Genomic DNA, 15,291 nt, shown 5'->3' with positions numbered 1-15,291 from the left:
TTCCTTCGGTTCTGGGAGGGGTCGGGCGTACGGGGGGGGTGGGCGCGGGGGTCAGGCGGGGAGCGCGACGCCGCGCCAGCGGTCGCCGCGGGCGCGGACGGTCACCGTGCGCACGCCGGCCGCTGCGTCCTCGGCGTCCTCGGCGTCGCCGCCGGCGGCCTCGGCCCCGCGCGGGCGCCGGAGCGCGACCTCGAGGCGGTCGTCGGCCAGGGACTCGACCAGCCCCTCGCCCCACTCGACGACGGTGACGGACTCGTCCAGCGAGGTGTCGAGGTCCAGCGCGTCGACCTCGTCCAGCGAGCCGAGCCGGTACGCGTCGACGTGCACCAGGGCCGGGCCGTCGGCGAGCGGCGGGTGCACCCGGGCGATGACGAAGGTCGGGGACGCGACCGCGCCGCGCACGCCCAGCCCGGTGCCGACGCCCTGGGTCAGCGTGGTCTTGCCCGCGCCCAGGTCGCCGGTCAGCACCACCAGGTCCCCGGCACGCAGCAGCGCCGCGAGCGCCACGCCGTACGCCCGGGTCGCGTCGGCGTCCGCCAGGTCGACCGTCACCTCCGCGACCGTGCGCGCCGTCCCCGCACCGGCCGGGCTCGTCTGCTCGCTCACCGCACCTCCTCCGCGACGCGCACCGCGTCGTCCACCTCGGCCTCGCGGCCGCCGTCCACGTACACCCGCGGCACCCGGGCCCCGAGCCGCGTCACGATCTCGTAGCTGATCGTGCCCGCCGCGTCGGCCCAGTCCTGCGCGGTCGGCCCGCCGTCCGCGCCGGTGCCGAACAGCACCACGCGGTCGCCGGCGACCTCCGTCGCCCCGGGCCCGAGGTCCACCATCACCTGGTCCATGCAGACCCGCCCCGCGATCGCCAGCCGCCGGCCGCCCACGCCGAGCGGTGCGCCCGGGGCACCGTCCACCCCGGACGCGTGCCGGGGCACCCCGTCCGCGTACCCGAGCGGGACCACGCCCACCGTCGTGTCGGCCGGCGTCACGTAGTGGTGCCCGTAGGACACCCCGTGCCCGGCGGGCAGCCGCTTCACGTTCGCGAGCTCGGCCTCGACCGTCATCGCCGGCACCAGCCCGAACCGCTCGGGACCGCCCAGCTGCGGCACCGGCGTCAGCCCGTACAGCGCCAGGCCCGGGCGGACCAGGTCCAGGTGCAGCGCGGGGTCGGTCAGCGTGGACGCCGACGCGGCGATGTGCCGGACCTCGAACCGCGCGCCCCGGGCCTCCGCGTCGGCCGCGGCCGCCCGCAGGACGTCGGCCTGGCGGTGCAGCGTCGGGTGCCCGGGCTCGTCGGCGAACGCCAGGTGCGACCAGATGCCGACCACGGCCAGCACGCCCTCCGCCTCGAGCCGCAGGGCCGCGTCCAGCACGGCCGGCAGCTCGTCGGGCGGCAGGCCGTTGCGGCCCAGCCCGGTGTCGACCTTGAGGTGCACCCGCGCGGTGCGGCCCGTCGCCCGCGCCGCGTCGGCGACCTCGCGCAGCGCCCACGGGGCGGCGACGGACAGGTCGACGTCGGCCGCGACGGCCTCCGCCAGCGGGGCACCGGGCGCGTAGAGCCAGGTGAGCACCCGGGCCGTGACGCCGCCGGCGCGCAGCGCCAGCGCCTCGGACACCTGGGCCACGCCGAGCCAGGTCGCGCCGCCCTCGACCGCCGCGCGCGCCACCGGCAGCAGGCCGTGCCCGTAGGCGTCGGCCTTGACCACGGCCATCAGCTGGGCGGTCGGGGCGAGGTCGCCCAGGGCCCGCGCGTTGGCACGCACGGCACCGAGGTCGACGACCGCGCGCGCGGGGAACCTGATCACCGGTCCAGTCTCGCACCGGCGCACGGGTGTCCCGCGCAGCACGGCACCACCAGCCCGCGCCGCCGGCCCGTCGGCGCGCCCCGTCAGCCCGCCGGCCCGCCCCGTCAGCCCGGCGTCACGACGACGTCGGCCCGCGCGCGGGTGGCCGCGACCAGGTCGGCGTTGCGCTGGTCGGGCCCGTGGGTCCAGGCGTGCGCGGCGTCGGGCGCCTTGCCGAACAGCTGGTGCCGGGCGACCAGCCGCTCGGCGCGCACCTCCTCCGGGAGGTCGACGTACCAGCACCGGTCCAGCAGGTCCCGGACCGGCGCGAACCCGTGCGCCTCGAGCAGCAGGTAGTTGCCCTCCGTGACCACGAGCGGCACGTCGGGCGGCACCGGGATCGCACCGGCGACGCCGTTGTGCAGGTCGCGCCGGTACTCCGGCGCGTAGACCGTCTCCCCCGGCACGGGCTCGCGCAGCCGGCGCAGCAGGGCGACGTACCCCGCGGCGTCGAACGTGTCGGGCGCGCCCTTGCGGTCGGCGCGGCCCAGGCGGTCGAGCTCGGACTGCGCCAGGTGGTACCCGTCCATCGGGACCACGACGCAGCGCCCCGGGAACGCCTCCCGGAGCTGCGCCGACAGCGTCGACTTGCCCGCGCCCGGCGGTCCCGCGATGCCGAGCAGCCGCCGCCGGCCGGACTCGAGCAGCTCCTCGACCTCCCGGTGCAGGTCGTCCCGGAGCGCGGCCTCAGCCACGCAGCAGACCCGCGACCGTGGCCGGCAGCGCCCGGGCGACCTCGAGCGCGGCGACCGGGCCGTCGGGCACCGCGACGCCGGCCGCCCGGCCGTGCACCAGGGCCGCCGCCGCGGCCAGCGCGGCGGCGATCGGCGGGTCGTCCAGCACATCGGCGGCGCGGCCCGCCAGCAGCGCGCCGAGCAGCCCCGCCAGCACGTCGCCGGACCCGGCCGTCGCGAGCCAGCCCGGTGCGTCGGCCTGCGCGTACACCGCGCCGCCCGCGCCCACCACGACGGTGGTGCTGCCCTTGAGCAGGACGGTCGCGCCGGTGACCTCGTGCGCCCGGCGGGCCCAGCGCAGCGGCTCGGCCTCGACCGCCGCCCGGTCGACGTCCTCGCCGAACCGACCGAGCAGCGTGGCCAGCTCACCGGCGTGCGGGGTCAGCACGCACCACGGCGCCAGCTCCCGCGGGGCCAGCGCCAGCGCGCCGGCGTCCAGCACCGCGGGCAGGCCCGCCGCGAGCGCCGCGTCCAGGGCCGTGGTCAGCCGCTCCGCCTGCCGGGGGTGCGCGGGGTCCACCCCGGGTCCCAGCAGCCAGGCCTGAACCCGGCCTCGGCCCGCGACGACCTCGGGCCGGGCCGCGAGCACGGCCGACGACACCGCCGACGGCCCGACGTACCGGACCATCCCGACGCCCGCGAGCACCGCCGCCGACACCGTGAGCACCGCCGCCCCCGGGTAGGCCGGCGTCCCGGCGACGACGCCGAGGACCCCGCGGCTGTACTTGTGGTCGGCGGGCCCGGGCACCGGCCAGAGCGCGGCGACGTCCGCCGCCTGCAGCCGCGCGACCGCGGGGCGCTCGGGCAGCGGCAGCCCCAGGTCCACGACCTCGAGCCGGCCGGCCACCCGCGCCGCCGGCGGCAGCAGCAGGCCCGGCTTGGCCGACCCGAACGTCACCGTGAGCCCGGCGGGCAGCACCGGGCCGTCGGGCAGCGCCCCGTCGTCGACCCCGATCCCGCTGGGCAGGTCCACCGCCACCACCAGGGGCCCGCCGCCGGCCGTCGCCCCGCTGCGCGGCCCGCCCGACGCGGCGCCCGCGTCCTCCGCGTCCAGCAGGTCGGCGAGCAGCCCCACCAGCAGGCCGGCCGTGCCCCGGGCCGCGCCGCGGCCCCCGATGCCGATCAGGCCGTCCAGCACGACGTCGGCGGCGTAGGCCTCGGCCACCGCGTCGCCGAGCCAGACCGGTTCCAGGGCGGGGGCGTCGCTCGCGGCGTCGGTGCCGTCCTGGTCGACCGCGCGGACCGCGCGCCCGCCGGCGCGACGCAGCACCGCCAGCCCCTCGGCGTGCGGCGTGTCGGTGGTGCACACCGCGACCACCCGCACGCCCCGTCGCGCCAGGACCGCACCGGCGTACAGAGCGTCCCCGCCGTTGCTGCCCGGCCCCACGAGCGCGACCACGGTCGCCCCGCGCACCGAGCCGCGCCGCTCGGCGAGCTCCGCCGCGACGCGCGTCGCGAGCGCGAACGCCGCGTGCTGCATCAGCGGGACGCCGCGCGCGAGCAGCGGCTCCTCCGCGGTCCTGACCTCGGCTGCCGTGTACCCCAGGATCATGTGCCCCATCCTGGCCGAGCCCGCGGCATGTCGCTCGGCTGGCGCGGCCCCGCCACCGGGTTAGGTTCGGCCCATGCGCTTCGGACTCTTCATCCCCCAGGGCTGGCGGCAGGACCTCACGGGCATCGACGCCCGGGAGCACTGGTCGGTCATGAACGGCCTCGCCCAGCACGCCGACACCGGCGACACCTTCGACTCCATCTGGGTCTACGACCACTTCCACGCGGTGCCCGAGCCCAACGGCGAGGCCACCCACGAGGCGTGGAGCCTGATGAACGCGTACGCCGCGACCACCAGCCGCGTGCTGCTGGGCCAGATGTGCACCTGCATGGCCTACCGGAACCCCGCGTACCTGGCCAAGGTCGCCACCACCGCCGACGTCATCTCCGGCGGCCGGGTGCAGATGGGCATCGGCGCCGGCTGGTACGAGCACGAGTGGAAGGCGTACGGCTACGGCTTCCCTCGCGCCGGCGAGCGGATCGCGATGCTCGACGAGGGCGTCCAGATCATGAAGCAGCTGTGGACCAACGGCGTCGCGACCCTCGACGGCCAGCACTACCAGGTCGACGGCGCCCAGCTCGCGCCCCTGCCGCTGCAGGTCGACGGCCCGCCGCTGTGGATCGCCGGCGGCGGCGAGCGCAAGACGCTGCGGATCGCCGCGGAGCACGCGCAGTACACCAACTTCGACGGATCGCCGGAGGGCTTCGCGCACAAGAGCGAGGTGCTGCGCGGGCACTGCGCCGACATCGGCCGGAACTTCGACGAGATCACCCGCTCGGCCAACTACAACGTCGTCATCGGCGCCACGGAGGCCGAGGTCGACGACCGGATCGCCTGGATCGAGGAGCACTACGCCCTCACCGTCCCGGAGCACGCGGCGAAGACCGCCGAGGACTTCCGCAACGGCCCGCTGGTCGGCACCCCGGAGCAGATCGTGGAGAAGCTGACCGCGCTGCGCGACCTCGGCATGACCTACGCGATCACCTACTTCGCCGAGGCCGCCTACGACCGCAGCGGCATCGAGCTCTTCGAGCGCGAGGTCGCCCCCGCCCTGCGCTGACCCGAGGCCCGCGCACCGCACCCACGCGCGCTCCTCGCGCCGAGTGTCCAGAAACCTGCGGGCATATCGCCCGAACCGCCGCGGTTTCTGGGCACTCGGCGCGTCGTCGTCCACAAGTGGGCGGGCGGGGGTGTTCGGGGGCGGGGTGCTGCGGGAGTGTTCCGGGATGGCCCAGACGTCGCCCGTGGTCCCCGCTGAGCTGCGCGGGCGCCCGTTCACGCTGGCGGAGGGACGGGCGGCGGGGCTGACCACCCGCGGACTCGACGGGCCCGGGCTGCGGCGGCCGACCCGCGGCGTCCGGACCACGGAGCGGGTCCCGCCGCCGACCGACGTCCTGGCACGCTGCCAGGAGCTCGCCGCCGTGCTGCCGTCGGATGCCGTGTTCAGCCACGCGACCGGGCTCGACCTGCTCGGCATCGATCGGCCGCGCGGCCTCCAGCGGCCGGACGACGTGCACGTAGGTGTGCCGCACACGACCCGTCGACCGCGGCGTCACGGCGTGACGAGCCACAGCCGCCGGGTGGTATCCGGCTCCGAGCCCGTCGTGCTCCGCGGTGGGTTGCCGGTGCTGCCTCCGGTCCGGTTGTGGACGCAGCTGGCCGCGGAGCTCGACGAGGTGGAGGTCGTCGTGCTGGGTGACGCGCTGCTCCGGCGCCGGGCGGCGCGGGCGAGCCTCCAGGAGCTGGGACGGGCCGTCGGCGGTCTGGCCCCCGGCACCCGCGGGCTGCGGCGCCTCCGCCTCGCGCTGCCCCTGCTGCGCGCCGGGACCGACTCGTGCCAGGAGACGCGGCTGCGGCTGGCGCTCGTCGCGACCGGGCTGCCCTGCCCGGTGATCAACCGCCCCGTGCTGGACGACGCTGGCCGCTTCGTGGCGCTGCCGGACCTCAGCTACCCCGAGCAGCGGGTCGCGGTCGAGTACGACGGGGACGTGCACCGCACCGAGCCCCGCGCGTGGCGCCGCGACGTCGCACGGCGCCAGGCGCTCGACCACCTCGGGTGGCGCCAGATCACCTGCACGGTCGACGACGTGCGCGACCCGCGGCGAGCGGTCACCTGGATCCGCGCCGCCCTCGCTCGCTGAGCGTCCACGCTCCGTCGAGTGTCCACAAACGCGGCCAGTTCGGGCGATATGTCCGCTGGTTCCTGGACACTCGGCGGGGTGCCCGCGGGTACGCAGGGCGGGTACGGGCGGGCGAGGGCTAGGACTCCGCGACGACCATGGCCGAGGCGATGCCGGCGTCGTGGCTGAGGCTCAGGTGGAACCTCGTGACGCCCAGCTCGGCCGCGCGGGCCGCGACCGTGCCGATCACCTCGACCTGCGGGGGCCGGCCGGGGACCCGGTGCACGGTGGCGTCCTGCCACGACATGCCGCCGGGGGCGCCGAGGGCCTTCGCGATGGCCTCCTTGGCGGCGAACCGGGCGGCGAGCGAGTTGGGCGCGAGGTGGCGCTCCTGCGGGGTGAACAGCCGCGCCCGCAGCGCGGGGACGCGCTCGACGGTGGCCATGAACCGCGCGACGTCGACGACGTCGATCCCGACGCCGACGATCACGCGCGGTCCTCCTCGGCCACCAGGTGCCGCCACCGGCCCCACTTGTCGTCCAGGGCGGCGGGCAGGTCGACGTCGAACCGCTCGGCGAGCAGCAGCAGGTGCGCGAGCACGTCCGCCATCTCGGCCCGCAGGGCGTCCCGGCCGTCCTCGACCGCGCGGCGCGATCGCCCGGTCGCGGCCAGGTAGGCCTGGGTCAGCTCGCCGACCTCCTCGCCGAGCTTGAGCACGAGCCAGTCGTCGGACCGCTCGATGCCGTGCAGGCGGGCGTAGGCGCGGGAGATCGCCTCGACGTCCGCCTGCGCGGCCTGCAGCTCCACGGCGCGGCTCGTCACTCCACCGTGACGGACTTGGCCAGGTTCCGCGGCTGGTCCACGTCCAGGCCGCGCGCCGTGGCCAGCTCGCCGGCGAAGATCTGCAGCGGCACCACGGTGAGCAGCGGCGCGAGCAGCGTCGGGCTCTGCGGGACGTAGAACACCTCGTCCGCGTACGCGCGCACCGCCTCGTCGCCATCTTCCGCGATCACCAGGGTGCGGGCGCCGCGGGCGCGGATCTCCTGGATGTTGGAGACGACCTTGGAGTGCAGCGAGTCGCGGCCGCGCGGGCTGGGCACGATGACGAACACCGGCTGGCCGGGCTCGATCAGCGCGATGGGGCCGTGCTTGAGCTCGCCGGCGGCGAAGCCCTCGGCGTGGATGTACGCCAGCTCCTTGAGCTTGAGCGCGCCCTCGAGAGCGACGGGGAACCCGACGTGCCGGCCGAGGAACAGCACCGAGGAGGTGTCGGCCATCCAGCGCGCGATCTCCCGGACGCGGCCCGAGCGGTCGAGCACCTCCTGGATCTTGGCCGGCATGGCACGCAGGTCCTCGTAGATCTCGCCGATCTCGTCGGCGAACTTGTTGCCGCGGAGCTGCGCCAGGTACAGGCCCAGCAGGTAGGCGGCGGTGATCTGCGCGAGGAACGCCTTGGTGGAGGCCACCGCGACCTCGGGCCCGGCGTGCGTGTAGAGCACGGCGTCGGACTCGCGCGGGATGGTCGAGCCGTGGGTGTTGCAGATGGCCAGCACCTTGGCGCCCTGCTCGCGGGCGTGCCGGATGGCCATCAGGGTGTCCATCGTCTCGCCGGACTGCGAGATCGCCACGACGAGGGTGCGCGCGGTGAGGATCGGGTCGCGGTACCGGAACTCGTGGGCGAGCTCGACCTCGACGGGGATGCGGCACCAGTGCTCGATGGCGTACTTGGCGACGTGCCCGGCGTAGGCGGCGGTGCCGCACGCGATCACGATGATCTTGTCGACCGAGCGCAGGACGGACTCGTCGATCTTGAGGTCGTCCAGGATCAGCCGGCCGTGGGTGTCCGTGCGCCCGAGCAGGGTGTCCTGCACGGCCTGCGGCTGGTCGGCGATCTCCTTCTCCATGAAGGAGCGGAAGCCGCCCTTCTCGGCCGCGGCGGCGTCCCAGTCGATGGTGAACTCGCGGCCCTCGGCCGGGTTGCCGTCGAAGTCGGTCACGACGACCGACCGGGGCGTGATGACGACGACCTGGTCCTGCGCGAGCTCGAGGGCCCGCTTGGTCTCGGCGATGAACGCCGCCACGTCGGAGCCGAGGTAGTTCGCGCCCTCGCCCAGGCCGACGACCAGCGGGGAGTCGTGCCGCGCGCCGACGACGGTGTCCGGGTGGTCGGCGTGCACGGCGAGCAGGGTGAACGTGCCGTGCAGCCGGCGCACGACGATCCGCATCGCCTCGGCCAGGTCCTTGACGTCGGCGTAGGCGCGCTGCAGCAGGTGCGCGACGACCTCGGTGTCGGTCTCGGAGAGCAGGACGGCGCCGTCGGCGACCAGCTCCTCCTTGAGCACCGCGAAGTTCTCGACGATGCCGTTGTGGATGACGGCGACGTCACCGGCCACGTGCGGGTGCGCGTTCACGTCGGTCGGCCCGCCGTGGGTCGCCCACCGGGTGTGCCCGATGCCCGCGGTGGCGCCCGGCAGGGGCTCGGCCTCGAGCAGGCCGACCAGGTTCGCCAGCTTGCCGGCCTTCTTGGCGGTCGCGAGGCCGCCGGCCCCGGTCACCAGGGCGACGCCCGCGGAGTCGTACCCGCGGTACTCGAGGCGACGCAGGCCCTCCAGGACCACCCCGAGCGGACGCTCGTCCGGCTGATGGTCCCCGACATACCCGACGATTCCACACATGGGCGGGAGTCTAGCCGGGGCACGGGGCGCATCCGGCGGGGACGGGTGCGGCGGCGGTCACGTCCGTCCCGGCGGGCAGCACCGCCCGGATCAGGCATGATCGTCGGGTGCGCGCCACCGACGCCCTCGTGCAGCCCTCGCCCTACGTGGAGCTCGACCGCGACGCCTGGGTGCGCCTGTCGGAGTCCACGCCCCTGCCGCTGACGGACGAGGACGTCACCCGGCTGCGCGGGCTCGGCGACCCGATCGACCTGGCCGAGGTGGACGCGATCTACCGCCCGCTGTCCCGGCTGCTCGACCTGTACGTCACCGCGACCCGGCGGCTGCACGCGGCATCCTCGACGTTCCTGCGCGAGGACACCCCGCGCACCCCGTTCGTCATCGGGGTGGCCGGGTCGGTCGCCGTGGGCAAGTCGACGACCGCGCGCCTGCTGCGCGAGCTGATGGCCCGCTGGCCGGCGACGCCGAACGTGGCGCTCATGACCACCGACGGGTTCCTGCACCCGAACGCCGAGCTCGAGCGGCGCGGGCTGATGGACCGCAAGGGCTTCCCGGAGTCCTACGACCGCCGGGCGCTGCTGCAGTTCGTGTCCCGGGTGAAGGCCGGGCACCCCGAGGTCCGGGCGCCGGTCTACGACCACGTCACGTACGACATCGTCCCCGGCGCCGAGGTCGTGGTGCGCCGGCCGGACGTGCTGATCGTCGAGGGCCTCAACGTGCTGCAGCCCGCGCCGTCGGCGGCGGGCACGACGGGGACGTCGAACCTCGCGGTCAGCGACTTCTTCGACTTCTCCATCTACGTCGACGCCCGCACCCAGGACGTGCGGCAGTGGTACGTCGACCGGTTCCTGTCGCTGCGCTCGACGGCGTTCGCCCGGCCGGAGTCGTACTTCCACCGGTACGCCTCGCTGTCCGACGCCGAGGCGGTGGCCCGGGCCGAGAGCATCTGGGACGCCATCAACGCCCCGAACCTGGTGCGCAACGTGCTGCCGACCCGCAGCCGCGCGACGCTCGTGCTGACCAAGGGCAGCGACCACTCGGTGCGCCGCGCCCGGCTGCGCAAGCTGTAGCGCCGCCGGCCCGGCCCGCCCGCGTCGGCGCGCCCACGACGCGTCAGGGCGTGGGCGCGGCCGTGCTGCGGGGGTCGACCAGCTCGACCGGGTAGTGCTCCACGTCGACCGCGTCCAGCGCGGCCACGCCGTCGGCGACCGAGCGGGGCAGGCTGCCGCAGCCGGCGCCCGGCAGGGCCACGCGCACGGCGGCTCCCAGCGCGTCGACCAGCCACAGGTCCGTCCGCGGCACCCCGGTCCCGCAGGCGGCTGGCGCGCTCTCCGCCACCGGCACGGCGTCCGCGTCCGCGAGCGCGTCGACGAGCGGGCCGACGTCCCCCTCCAGCCGCGTCGACGTCACCGCGGCCCACCGGCCGGCCCCGTCGGTGAGCGTCTCCCCCGTGCTGCAGAGCACCGCCGACACGGGGCTGAACCCGTCGGGCACGGCGGCCGGGTCGGGGGCGTCGGGGTGCGGGGTGCCGCTGCCGGTGGCCCCCGCCGTGAAGCCGAGCGCCACGAGCACCTGGGGAGCCAGGCAGTCGGCGCCGGACCCGACGGCGCTGGACGCCGCGCCGGCCGGCACCGGCGCGTCCGCCTCCGACGCGCCGCCGCCCGAGCACGCGGCGAGCAGGGCGACCAGCGCGCCCCCCGCCAGCAGGGCGGCGCCCGTGGGTACGCGACGGCGCGGTGCCACCATGTCGCCGCCGCCCTCCGTCGTCCTCGCTGCCCGTGGACGAAGGCACGGGCAGGTGCCCGGCCTCCGCCGTCGGGGGCGACTCCGTCGTGGCCCGGACCGAGCGTAGGTCCGGCGCACGGGGGGATCCGCCGGTGAGACCGGATCGTTAGCGGGCGGGGCCGGATCGTTGCCGGGACGTGACCCGGCGCTGCGCCGGGGCGACCGGAACGGGCGCGCGCGACGGCGGCGACGGCGGCGCGGACACGGGAGCCGGGCGCAGCACGGTCACCGGCAACGGCGCGGTGCCCGTGGTCGGGGTCCCCGTGGCCGGGGTGCCGGTGGCCGGGGTGCCGGACGACGGCGTGCCGGACGCCGGGGCGGCCGGCGCGCCGGCGTCGCCCGGGTCCGTCGTCGGGTCGTCGGTCGCGGTCATCGGCACGGGCGCCCGGTCCAGGCCCGTCCAGCGCCGCAGGACCCAGTCGATCCCGATGCCCATCATGGTCCCGACGACGACGCCCGCGACCACGGCGATCACCGGGTGGTCCTCGAGCCAGATGCCCGCGCCCGCCCCGACCAGCGAGCCGTAGGCGGCCCACGTCACGGCCGCGAGGGCGGTGAGCCCGACGAACCGCCGGCGCGGGTACCCGAGCGCCCCGGCGGTCATGTTGACCGCCACCCGGCCGATCGGGATGTACCGGGCCGCCAGGATGAACGACGACCCGCGGTGCGCGAGCGCGTGCTCGGCCCAGGCCAGCGTCCGGCGGCCGCGCGGCGTGCGGAACACCCGCAGCCGGTGCACGTCCACCCGGGAGCCGATGAGGTAGGCGATCTGGTCCCCGGCGAAGGCGCCCGCCGCGGCGGCGAGCGCTACCAGCACGATGTTCGGCGAGCCCTGCGCGACGGACAGCGACGCGAGCGCGATCACGACCGACTCGCTCGGCACCGGCGGGAAGAACCCGTCGACGGTCGCGAACAGCATCAGCGCCGGGTAGACCCAGAGCGACTCGGCCAGCATCGGGACCCAGCCCTCGATCGCGCTGATCCAGTCCTGCAGCACAGTCATCAGCTCCTGGTCGTGGTGGGGATCACCCGCGGACGTCGTCCACGCTAGGGGGGCGCCTCGTGCCGCGACATGGGGGGTTCCCCCGAGCCGCCCCTGGTCCTCCCCCCATCCTCACCGGGGCCCTCGCCGGGGGCATCGGTCCTCGGACCGACATCCGTCCGCCCCGGGTCCGCCCTGCGGCGGACGGACGGGCCGGCGGCGGGAGCGCCTCGTCGTCCTCAGTGCACCACGCAGCACCGACACGGGTCACGGGGTTTCGGTGACGGGTCGGTGAACGCTCGCTCAGGCGTCGAGCGGGAACCCCAGGGCCGTGGCGGCGGCGGCGGGCCGGGGCTCCGTCGCCCAGTGCGCGCCGATCTCGTCCGTCGCGGACAGCGACCGCAGCTGCGCGCGGTCCAGGTACAGCGTGCCGCCCAGGTGGTCGGTCTCGTGCTGCACGATCCGCGCGGGCCAGCCCTGCACCACCTCGTCGAGGGCGCGGCCGGTCTCGTCGGCGCCGGTGAGCCGCAGCCGCCGCAACCGCGGGACGACGGCCTGGTAGCCGACCACGCTCAGGCAGCCCTCGTAGAACGCGACGTGCTCCGGCTGCTCGCCGGGCACCGGCTCGTACCGCGGGTTGACCAGCACGCGGAACGGCAGCGCGGGCCGCTCCCGGACCCGGCCGGTCTCCGTCTCCCCCGCGCCGGGGTCGGCCAGCACGGCCAGCGCCAGCGGCAGCCCGATCTGCGGCGCGGCCAGGCCGACGCCCGGGGCGGCGTGCATGGTGGCGCGCATCAGGGACACGAGGGCCGCGAGCTCGTCGTCCGCGAGCTGCCCGTCGAACGGCACCGCGCGCGACCGCAGCACCGGGTGCCCGGCCTGGACGACCGGCACCGTCCCCGCGGGGTCCGCGGAGCCGGCGTCCAGCAGCCGCAGGACGTGCTCGCGCAGGACCGCAGCGGGCACGTCCGCCTGCGGCGCCCGCGCGTCGGGACCGGTCACCGGCTCAGAGCGCCAGACGGTCGCGGACGACGTCCGCGAGCTGCGCGGCGACGCGGTCGGCGTCGTCCTGCGTCGCGGCCTCGACCATGACGCGCACCAGCGGCTCGGTGCCGGACGAGCGCAGCAGCACCCGACCGGTCGACCCGAGGCTCGCCTGCGCGGCGCCCACGGCGGCGGCGACGTGCTCGTCGGTGCTCGCGCGGGCCTTGTCGACGCCCGGGACGTTGACCAGCGTCTGGGGCAGGCGGCGCACCACCCCGGCGAGCTCGCTGAGCTTCTGCCCGGTCGCCGCGACGCGGGAGGCCAGCTGCAGCGCCGTCAGCGTGCCGTCACCGGTGGTGGCGTGGTCGGCCAGGATCACGTGGCCGGACTGCTCGCCGCCCAGGTTGAAGCCCTGCGCGCGCATCGCCTCGAGGACGTAGCGGTCGCCGACGCCGGTCTCGACCGTCCGCACGCCGGCGGCCTGCATCGCGAGGCGCAGCCCGAGGTTGCTCATGACGGTGACGACCAGGGTGTCGTGCGCCAGGATCCCGCGCTCCCGCAGGTCCAGGGCGAGCACGCCCATGATCTGGTCGCCGTCCACCAGCGCGCCGGTGTGGTCCACGGCGAGGCAGCGGTCCGCGTCGCCGTCGAAGGCCACGCCGAGGTCCGCGCCGGAGGCGACGACGGCCGCCTGCAGCTGCTCGGGGTGCGTGGAGCCGCACGCCTCGTTGATGTTGCGGCCGTCCGGGGACGCGTTGATCACGACGACGTCCGCGCCCGCCTCGCGCAGCGCGGTCGGGCCGACCTCGCTCGCGGCGCCGTTCGCGCAGTCCACCGCGATGCGCAGGCCGGTCAGGTCGTGCGCGAGGGTCGAGACGAGGTGCTCGACGTACTGCTCGCCGGCACTGCCGGTGTCGGAGCGGATGCGGCCCACCGCGGCGCCGACCGGGCGCTCCCAGGGCTCGCGCAGGCGCTGCTCGATGGCGTCCTCGAGCTCGTCGTCGAGCTTGTGGCCGCCGCGCGCGAGGAACTTGATCCCGTTGTCCGGCATCGGGTTGTGCGACGCGGACAGCACGACGCCCAGGTCGACGTCCAGCGAGCCGGTCAGGTGCGCGACGGCGGGCGTCGGCAGCACGCCGACGTTCAGGACGTCCACGCCCGCGCTGGCCAGGCCCGCGGCCACGGCGGCGGACAGGAACTCGCCGGAGGCGCGCGGGTCGCGGCCCACGACCGCCCGCGGCCGGTGACCGGCGAACTCGCCGCGCTGGCCGAGGACGTGCGCCGCGGCGACGGACAGGTCGAGCGCGAGCTCCGCCGTCACGTCGCGGTTGGCCAGGCCTCGCACCCCGTCGGTGCCGAACAGTCGTCCCATCGAGGACCCCCTCGTCGTCGGCCGCACGCGCGGCCCCCACATCGTGCCACCGTCGTCGGCGCCACGTGCCCGTACCGCCCGGGATCCCCCGGGCAGCAGAACGGCCGACGGCCCCGGGGGCGGACCCCCGGGGCCGTCGGCCGTGTTCGCTGATCCGCGGATCAGCGCTTGGAGTACTGCGGCGCCTTGCGGGCCTTCTTCAGACCGGCCTTCTTCCGCTCCACGACGCGCGGGTCGCGGGTCAGGAAGCCGGCCTTCTTGAGGGTCGCACGGTTGTGCTCCTCGTCGATCGCGTTCAGCGCGCGGGCGATGCCCAGGCGCAGCGCACCGGCCTGGCCGGTGACGCCGCCGCCGTTGATGCGGGCGACGACGTCGAAGCGACCCTCGACGTCGACCAGCTTCAGCGGGGAGTTGACGATCTGCTGGTGCACCTTGTTCGGGAAGTAGTCCTCGAGGGTGCGGCCGTTGATCTTCCACTGGCCGGTGCCGGGCACCAGGCGCACGCGGGCGATCGCCTCCTTGCGGCGGCCCAGGGCCTGGCCGGGTGCGGTCAGGCTCTGGCCGCGGCCAGCCGGCGCGCTGGTCTCGGAGGTGTAGCTGCTGGGCGTCTCGCCGCCCTCAAGGTCGATGTCGACCGTGGTCTCGGCCACTGATGTGTCCTCGCGTCCTGTCTCGGTGTCCTCGCGGGCGTCAGCCCTGCGCGACCTGGGTGATCTCGAAGGGCTTCGGCTGCTGGGCGGCGTGCGGGTGCTCCGCACCGGCGTAGACCTTCAGCTTGGAGAGCTGCTGGCGGGCCAGGGAGGTCTTCGGGAGCATGCCACGCACGGCCTTCTCGATCGCACGCTCAGGGTGCTTGTCGAGCAGGTCGGAGTACGTGGTCGCCCGCAGACCGCCCGGGTAGCCCGAGTGGGTGTAGGCGAGCTTGGTCTCCCGCTTGTTGCCGGTCAGGGCGATCTTGTCCGCGTTGATGACGATGACGAAGTCGCCGCCGTCGACGTGCGGGGCGAAGGTCGCCTTGTGCTTGCCGCGCAGCAGGGTCGCCACGTGAGTGGCCAGGCGGCCCAGGACGACGTCGGTCGCGTCGATGACGTACCAGTTCCGCTGGACGTCGCCGGGCTTCGGGGTGTACGTGCGCACGGTCGTTGCCTTCTCGTTGTCTCTGACTGTGTCCACGGCAATCCCGTAGAAGCCGGGGTCAGCCGATGAGTACCGTCCGTGCGTCGTGGCGTGGACCGGTGAATGGGAA

General features: G+C 75.8%; 16 protein-coding genes. 3 read left to right on the top strand and 13 right to left on the bottom strand.

Going from position 1 to position 15,291, the window contains the following annotated elements; translation table 11 throughout:
* Window positions 1-51: 51 nt before the first annotated feature.
* The 4 genes from tsaE to AC1050_RS12520 all read right to left on the bottom strand — a co-directional run bounded on the left by tsaE (window position 52) and on the right by AC1050_RS12520 (window position 4,127).
* Window positions 52-606 carry a tRNA (adenosine(37)-N6)-threonylcarbamoyltransferase complex ATPase subunit type 1 TsaE gene (tsaE, locus tag AC1050_RS12535; RefSeq protein ID WP_482387719.1) on the bottom strand — a complete coding sequence of 185 codons (555 nt, stop codon included), beginning with the start codon at window positions 604-606 and terminating at the stop codon, window positions 52-54.
* Window positions 603-1,802, bottom strand: coding sequence for an alanine racemase (gene alr / locus AC1050_RS12530; RefSeq protein ID WP_482387718.1), 1,200 nt, complete (start codon window positions 1,800-1,802; stop codon window positions 603-605). Before alr ends, tsaE begins: the two co-directional genes overlap by 4 nt.
* A gap of 104 nt (window positions 1,803-1,906) precedes the next feature.
* A complete protein-coding gene (locus AC1050_RS12525) occupies window positions 1,907-2,536 on the bottom strand; it encodes a nucleoside/nucleotide kinase family protein (protein WP_482387717.1) in 630 nt (209 codons plus the stop codon).
* A complete protein-coding gene (locus tag AC1050_RS12520; protein ID WP_482387716.1) occupies window positions 2,529-4,127 on the bottom strand; it encodes an NAD(P)H-hydrate dehydratase in 1,599 nt (532 codons plus the stop codon). Before AC1050_RS12520 ends, AC1050_RS12525 begins: the two co-directional genes overlap by 8 nt.
* Before the next feature lie 73 nt (window positions 4,128-4,200).
* Between AC1050_RS12520 and AC1050_RS12515 the strand changes: the two genes are divergently transcribed.
* Window positions 4,201-5,187 carry an LLM class F420-dependent oxidoreductase gene (locus AC1050_RS12515; protein ID WP_482387715.1) on the top strand — a complete coding sequence of 329 codons (987 nt, stop codon included), beginning with the start codon at window positions 4,201-4,203 and terminating at the stop codon, window positions 5,185-5,187.
* Between the two features lie 166 nt (window positions 5,188-5,353).
* Complete coding sequence (locus AC1050_RS12510) at window positions 5,354-6,268, top strand: hypothetical protein (protein ID WP_482387714.1); 915 nt, start codon at window positions 5,354-5,356, stop codon at window positions 6,266-6,268.
* Window positions 6,269-6,386: 118 nt separating this feature from the next.
* Here AC1050_RS12510 and AC1050_RS12505 read toward each other — a convergent pair whose 3' ends face one another.
* From AC1050_RS12505 to glmS, 3 genes are read right to left on the bottom strand one after another with little or no spacing between them, the layout of a single operon-like run.
* Window positions 6,387-6,737 carry a holo-ACP synthase gene (locus tag AC1050_RS12505; protein ID WP_482387713.1) on the bottom strand — a complete coding sequence of 117 codons (351 nt, stop codon included), beginning with the start codon at window positions 6,735-6,737 and terminating at the stop codon, window positions 6,387-6,389.
* Window positions 6,734-7,054 (bottom strand): nucleoside triphosphate pyrophosphohydrolase family protein, encoded by a 321-nt coding sequence (locus tag AC1050_RS12500; RefSeq protein ID WP_482387712.1) that lies wholly within the window; start codon window positions 7,052-7,054, stop codon window positions 6,734-6,736. The genes AC1050_RS12505 and AC1050_RS12500 overlap by 4 nt, the downstream gene beginning before the upstream one ends.
* Window positions 7,055-7,065: 11 nt before the next feature.
* Window positions 7,066-8,922: a glutamine--fructose-6-phosphate transaminase (isomerizing) gene (gene glmS, locus AC1050_RS12495; RefSeq protein WP_482387711.1), complete on the bottom strand. Its 1,857-nt coding sequence runs from the start codon at window positions 8,920-8,922 to the stop codon at window positions 7,066-7,068.
* A 107-nt stretch (window positions 8,923-9,029) separates the two neighbouring features.
* On the opposite strand from glmS, the gene coaA reads away from it, so the two are divergent.
* Complete coding sequence (gene coaA, locus AC1050_RS12490) at window positions 9,030-9,992, top strand: type I pantothenate kinase (RefSeq protein WP_482387710.1); 963 nt, start codon at window positions 9,030-9,032, stop codon at window positions 9,990-9,992.
* 43 nt (window positions 9,993-10,035) lie between these two features.
* On the opposite strand, the gene AC1050_RS12485 is transcribed toward coaA, so the two are convergent.
* The 6 genes from AC1050_RS12485 to rplM form a co-directional block, all read right to left on the bottom strand.
* Window positions 10,036-10,668, bottom strand: a complete 633-nt coding sequence (locus AC1050_RS12485; RefSeq protein ID WP_482387709.1) for a hypothetical protein — start codon at window positions 10,666-10,668, stop codon at window positions 10,036-10,038.
* Between the two features lie 145 nt (window positions 10,669-10,813).
* The gene (locus tag AC1050_RS12480; protein WP_482387708.1) at window positions 10,814-11,710 is read right to left on the bottom strand and encodes a DedA family protein; all 897 of its coding nucleotides are present in this window, start codon (window positions 11,708-11,710) and stop codon (window positions 10,814-10,816) included.
* Between the two features lie 282 nt (window positions 11,711-11,992).
* Window positions 11,993-12,655: a peptide deformylase gene (locus AC1050_RS12475; RefSeq protein ID WP_482387707.1), complete on the bottom strand. Its 663-nt coding sequence runs from the start codon at window positions 12,653-12,655 to the stop codon at window positions 11,993-11,995.
* A 40-nt stretch (window positions 12,656-12,695) separates the two neighbouring features.
* The gene (gene glmM / locus AC1050_RS12470; protein WP_482387706.1) at window positions 12,696-14,045 is read right to left on the bottom strand and encodes a phosphoglucosamine mutase; all 1,350 of its coding nucleotides are present in this window, start codon (window positions 14,043-14,045) and stop codon (window positions 12,696-12,698) included.
* 161 nt (window positions 14,046-14,206) lie between these two features.
* A complete protein-coding gene (gene rpsI / locus AC1050_RS12465; protein WP_454049664.1) occupies window positions 14,207-14,695 on the bottom strand; it encodes a 30S ribosomal protein S9 in 489 nt (162 codons plus the stop codon).
* Between the two features lie 40 nt (window positions 14,696-14,735).
* Window positions 14,736-15,182 carry a 50S ribosomal protein L13 gene (gene rplM / locus AC1050_RS12460; RefSeq protein WP_482387936.1) on the bottom strand — a complete coding sequence of 149 codons (447 nt, stop codon included), beginning with the start codon at window positions 15,180-15,182 and terminating at the stop codon, window positions 14,736-14,738.
* Window positions 15,183-15,291 lie beyond the last annotated feature (109 nt).

The sequence above is a fragment of the Cellulomonas sp. NEAU-ZC6 genome (assembly GCF_056844425.1).
The sequence above is the reverse complement of the archived record's forward strand: the minus strand, read 5'-3'. Positions and strand labels throughout refer to the sequence as shown.

Coding starts and splice junctions, on each gene's coding strand:
- AC1050_RS12520 (WP_482387716.1), bottom strand. CDS start 4,127: ATGATCCTGGGGTACACGGCAGCCGAGGTCAGGACCGCGGAGGAGCCG.
- AC1050_RS12515 (WP_482387715.1), top strand. CDS start 4,201: ATGCGCTTCGGACTCTTCATCCCCCAGGGCTGGCGGCAGGACCTCACG.
- AC1050_RS12510 (WP_482387714.1), top strand. CDS start 5,354: ATGGCCCAGACGTCGCCCGTGGTCCCCGCTGAGCTGCGCGGGCGCCCG.
- glmS (WP_482387711.1), bottom strand. CDS start 8,922: ATGTGTGGAATCGTCGGGTATGTCGGGGACCATCAGCCGGACGAGCGT.
- AC1050_RS12485 (WP_482387709.1), bottom strand. CDS start 10,668: ATGGTGGCACCGCGCCGTCGCGTACCCACGGGCGCCGCCCTGCTGGCG.
- AC1050_RS12480 (WP_482387708.1), bottom strand. CDS start 11,710: ATGACTGTGCTGCAGGACTGGATCAGCGCGATCGAGGGCTGGGTCCCG.
- glmM (WP_482387706.1), bottom strand. CDS start 14,045: ATGGGACGACTGTTCGGCACCGACGGGGTGCGAGGCCTGGCCAACCGC.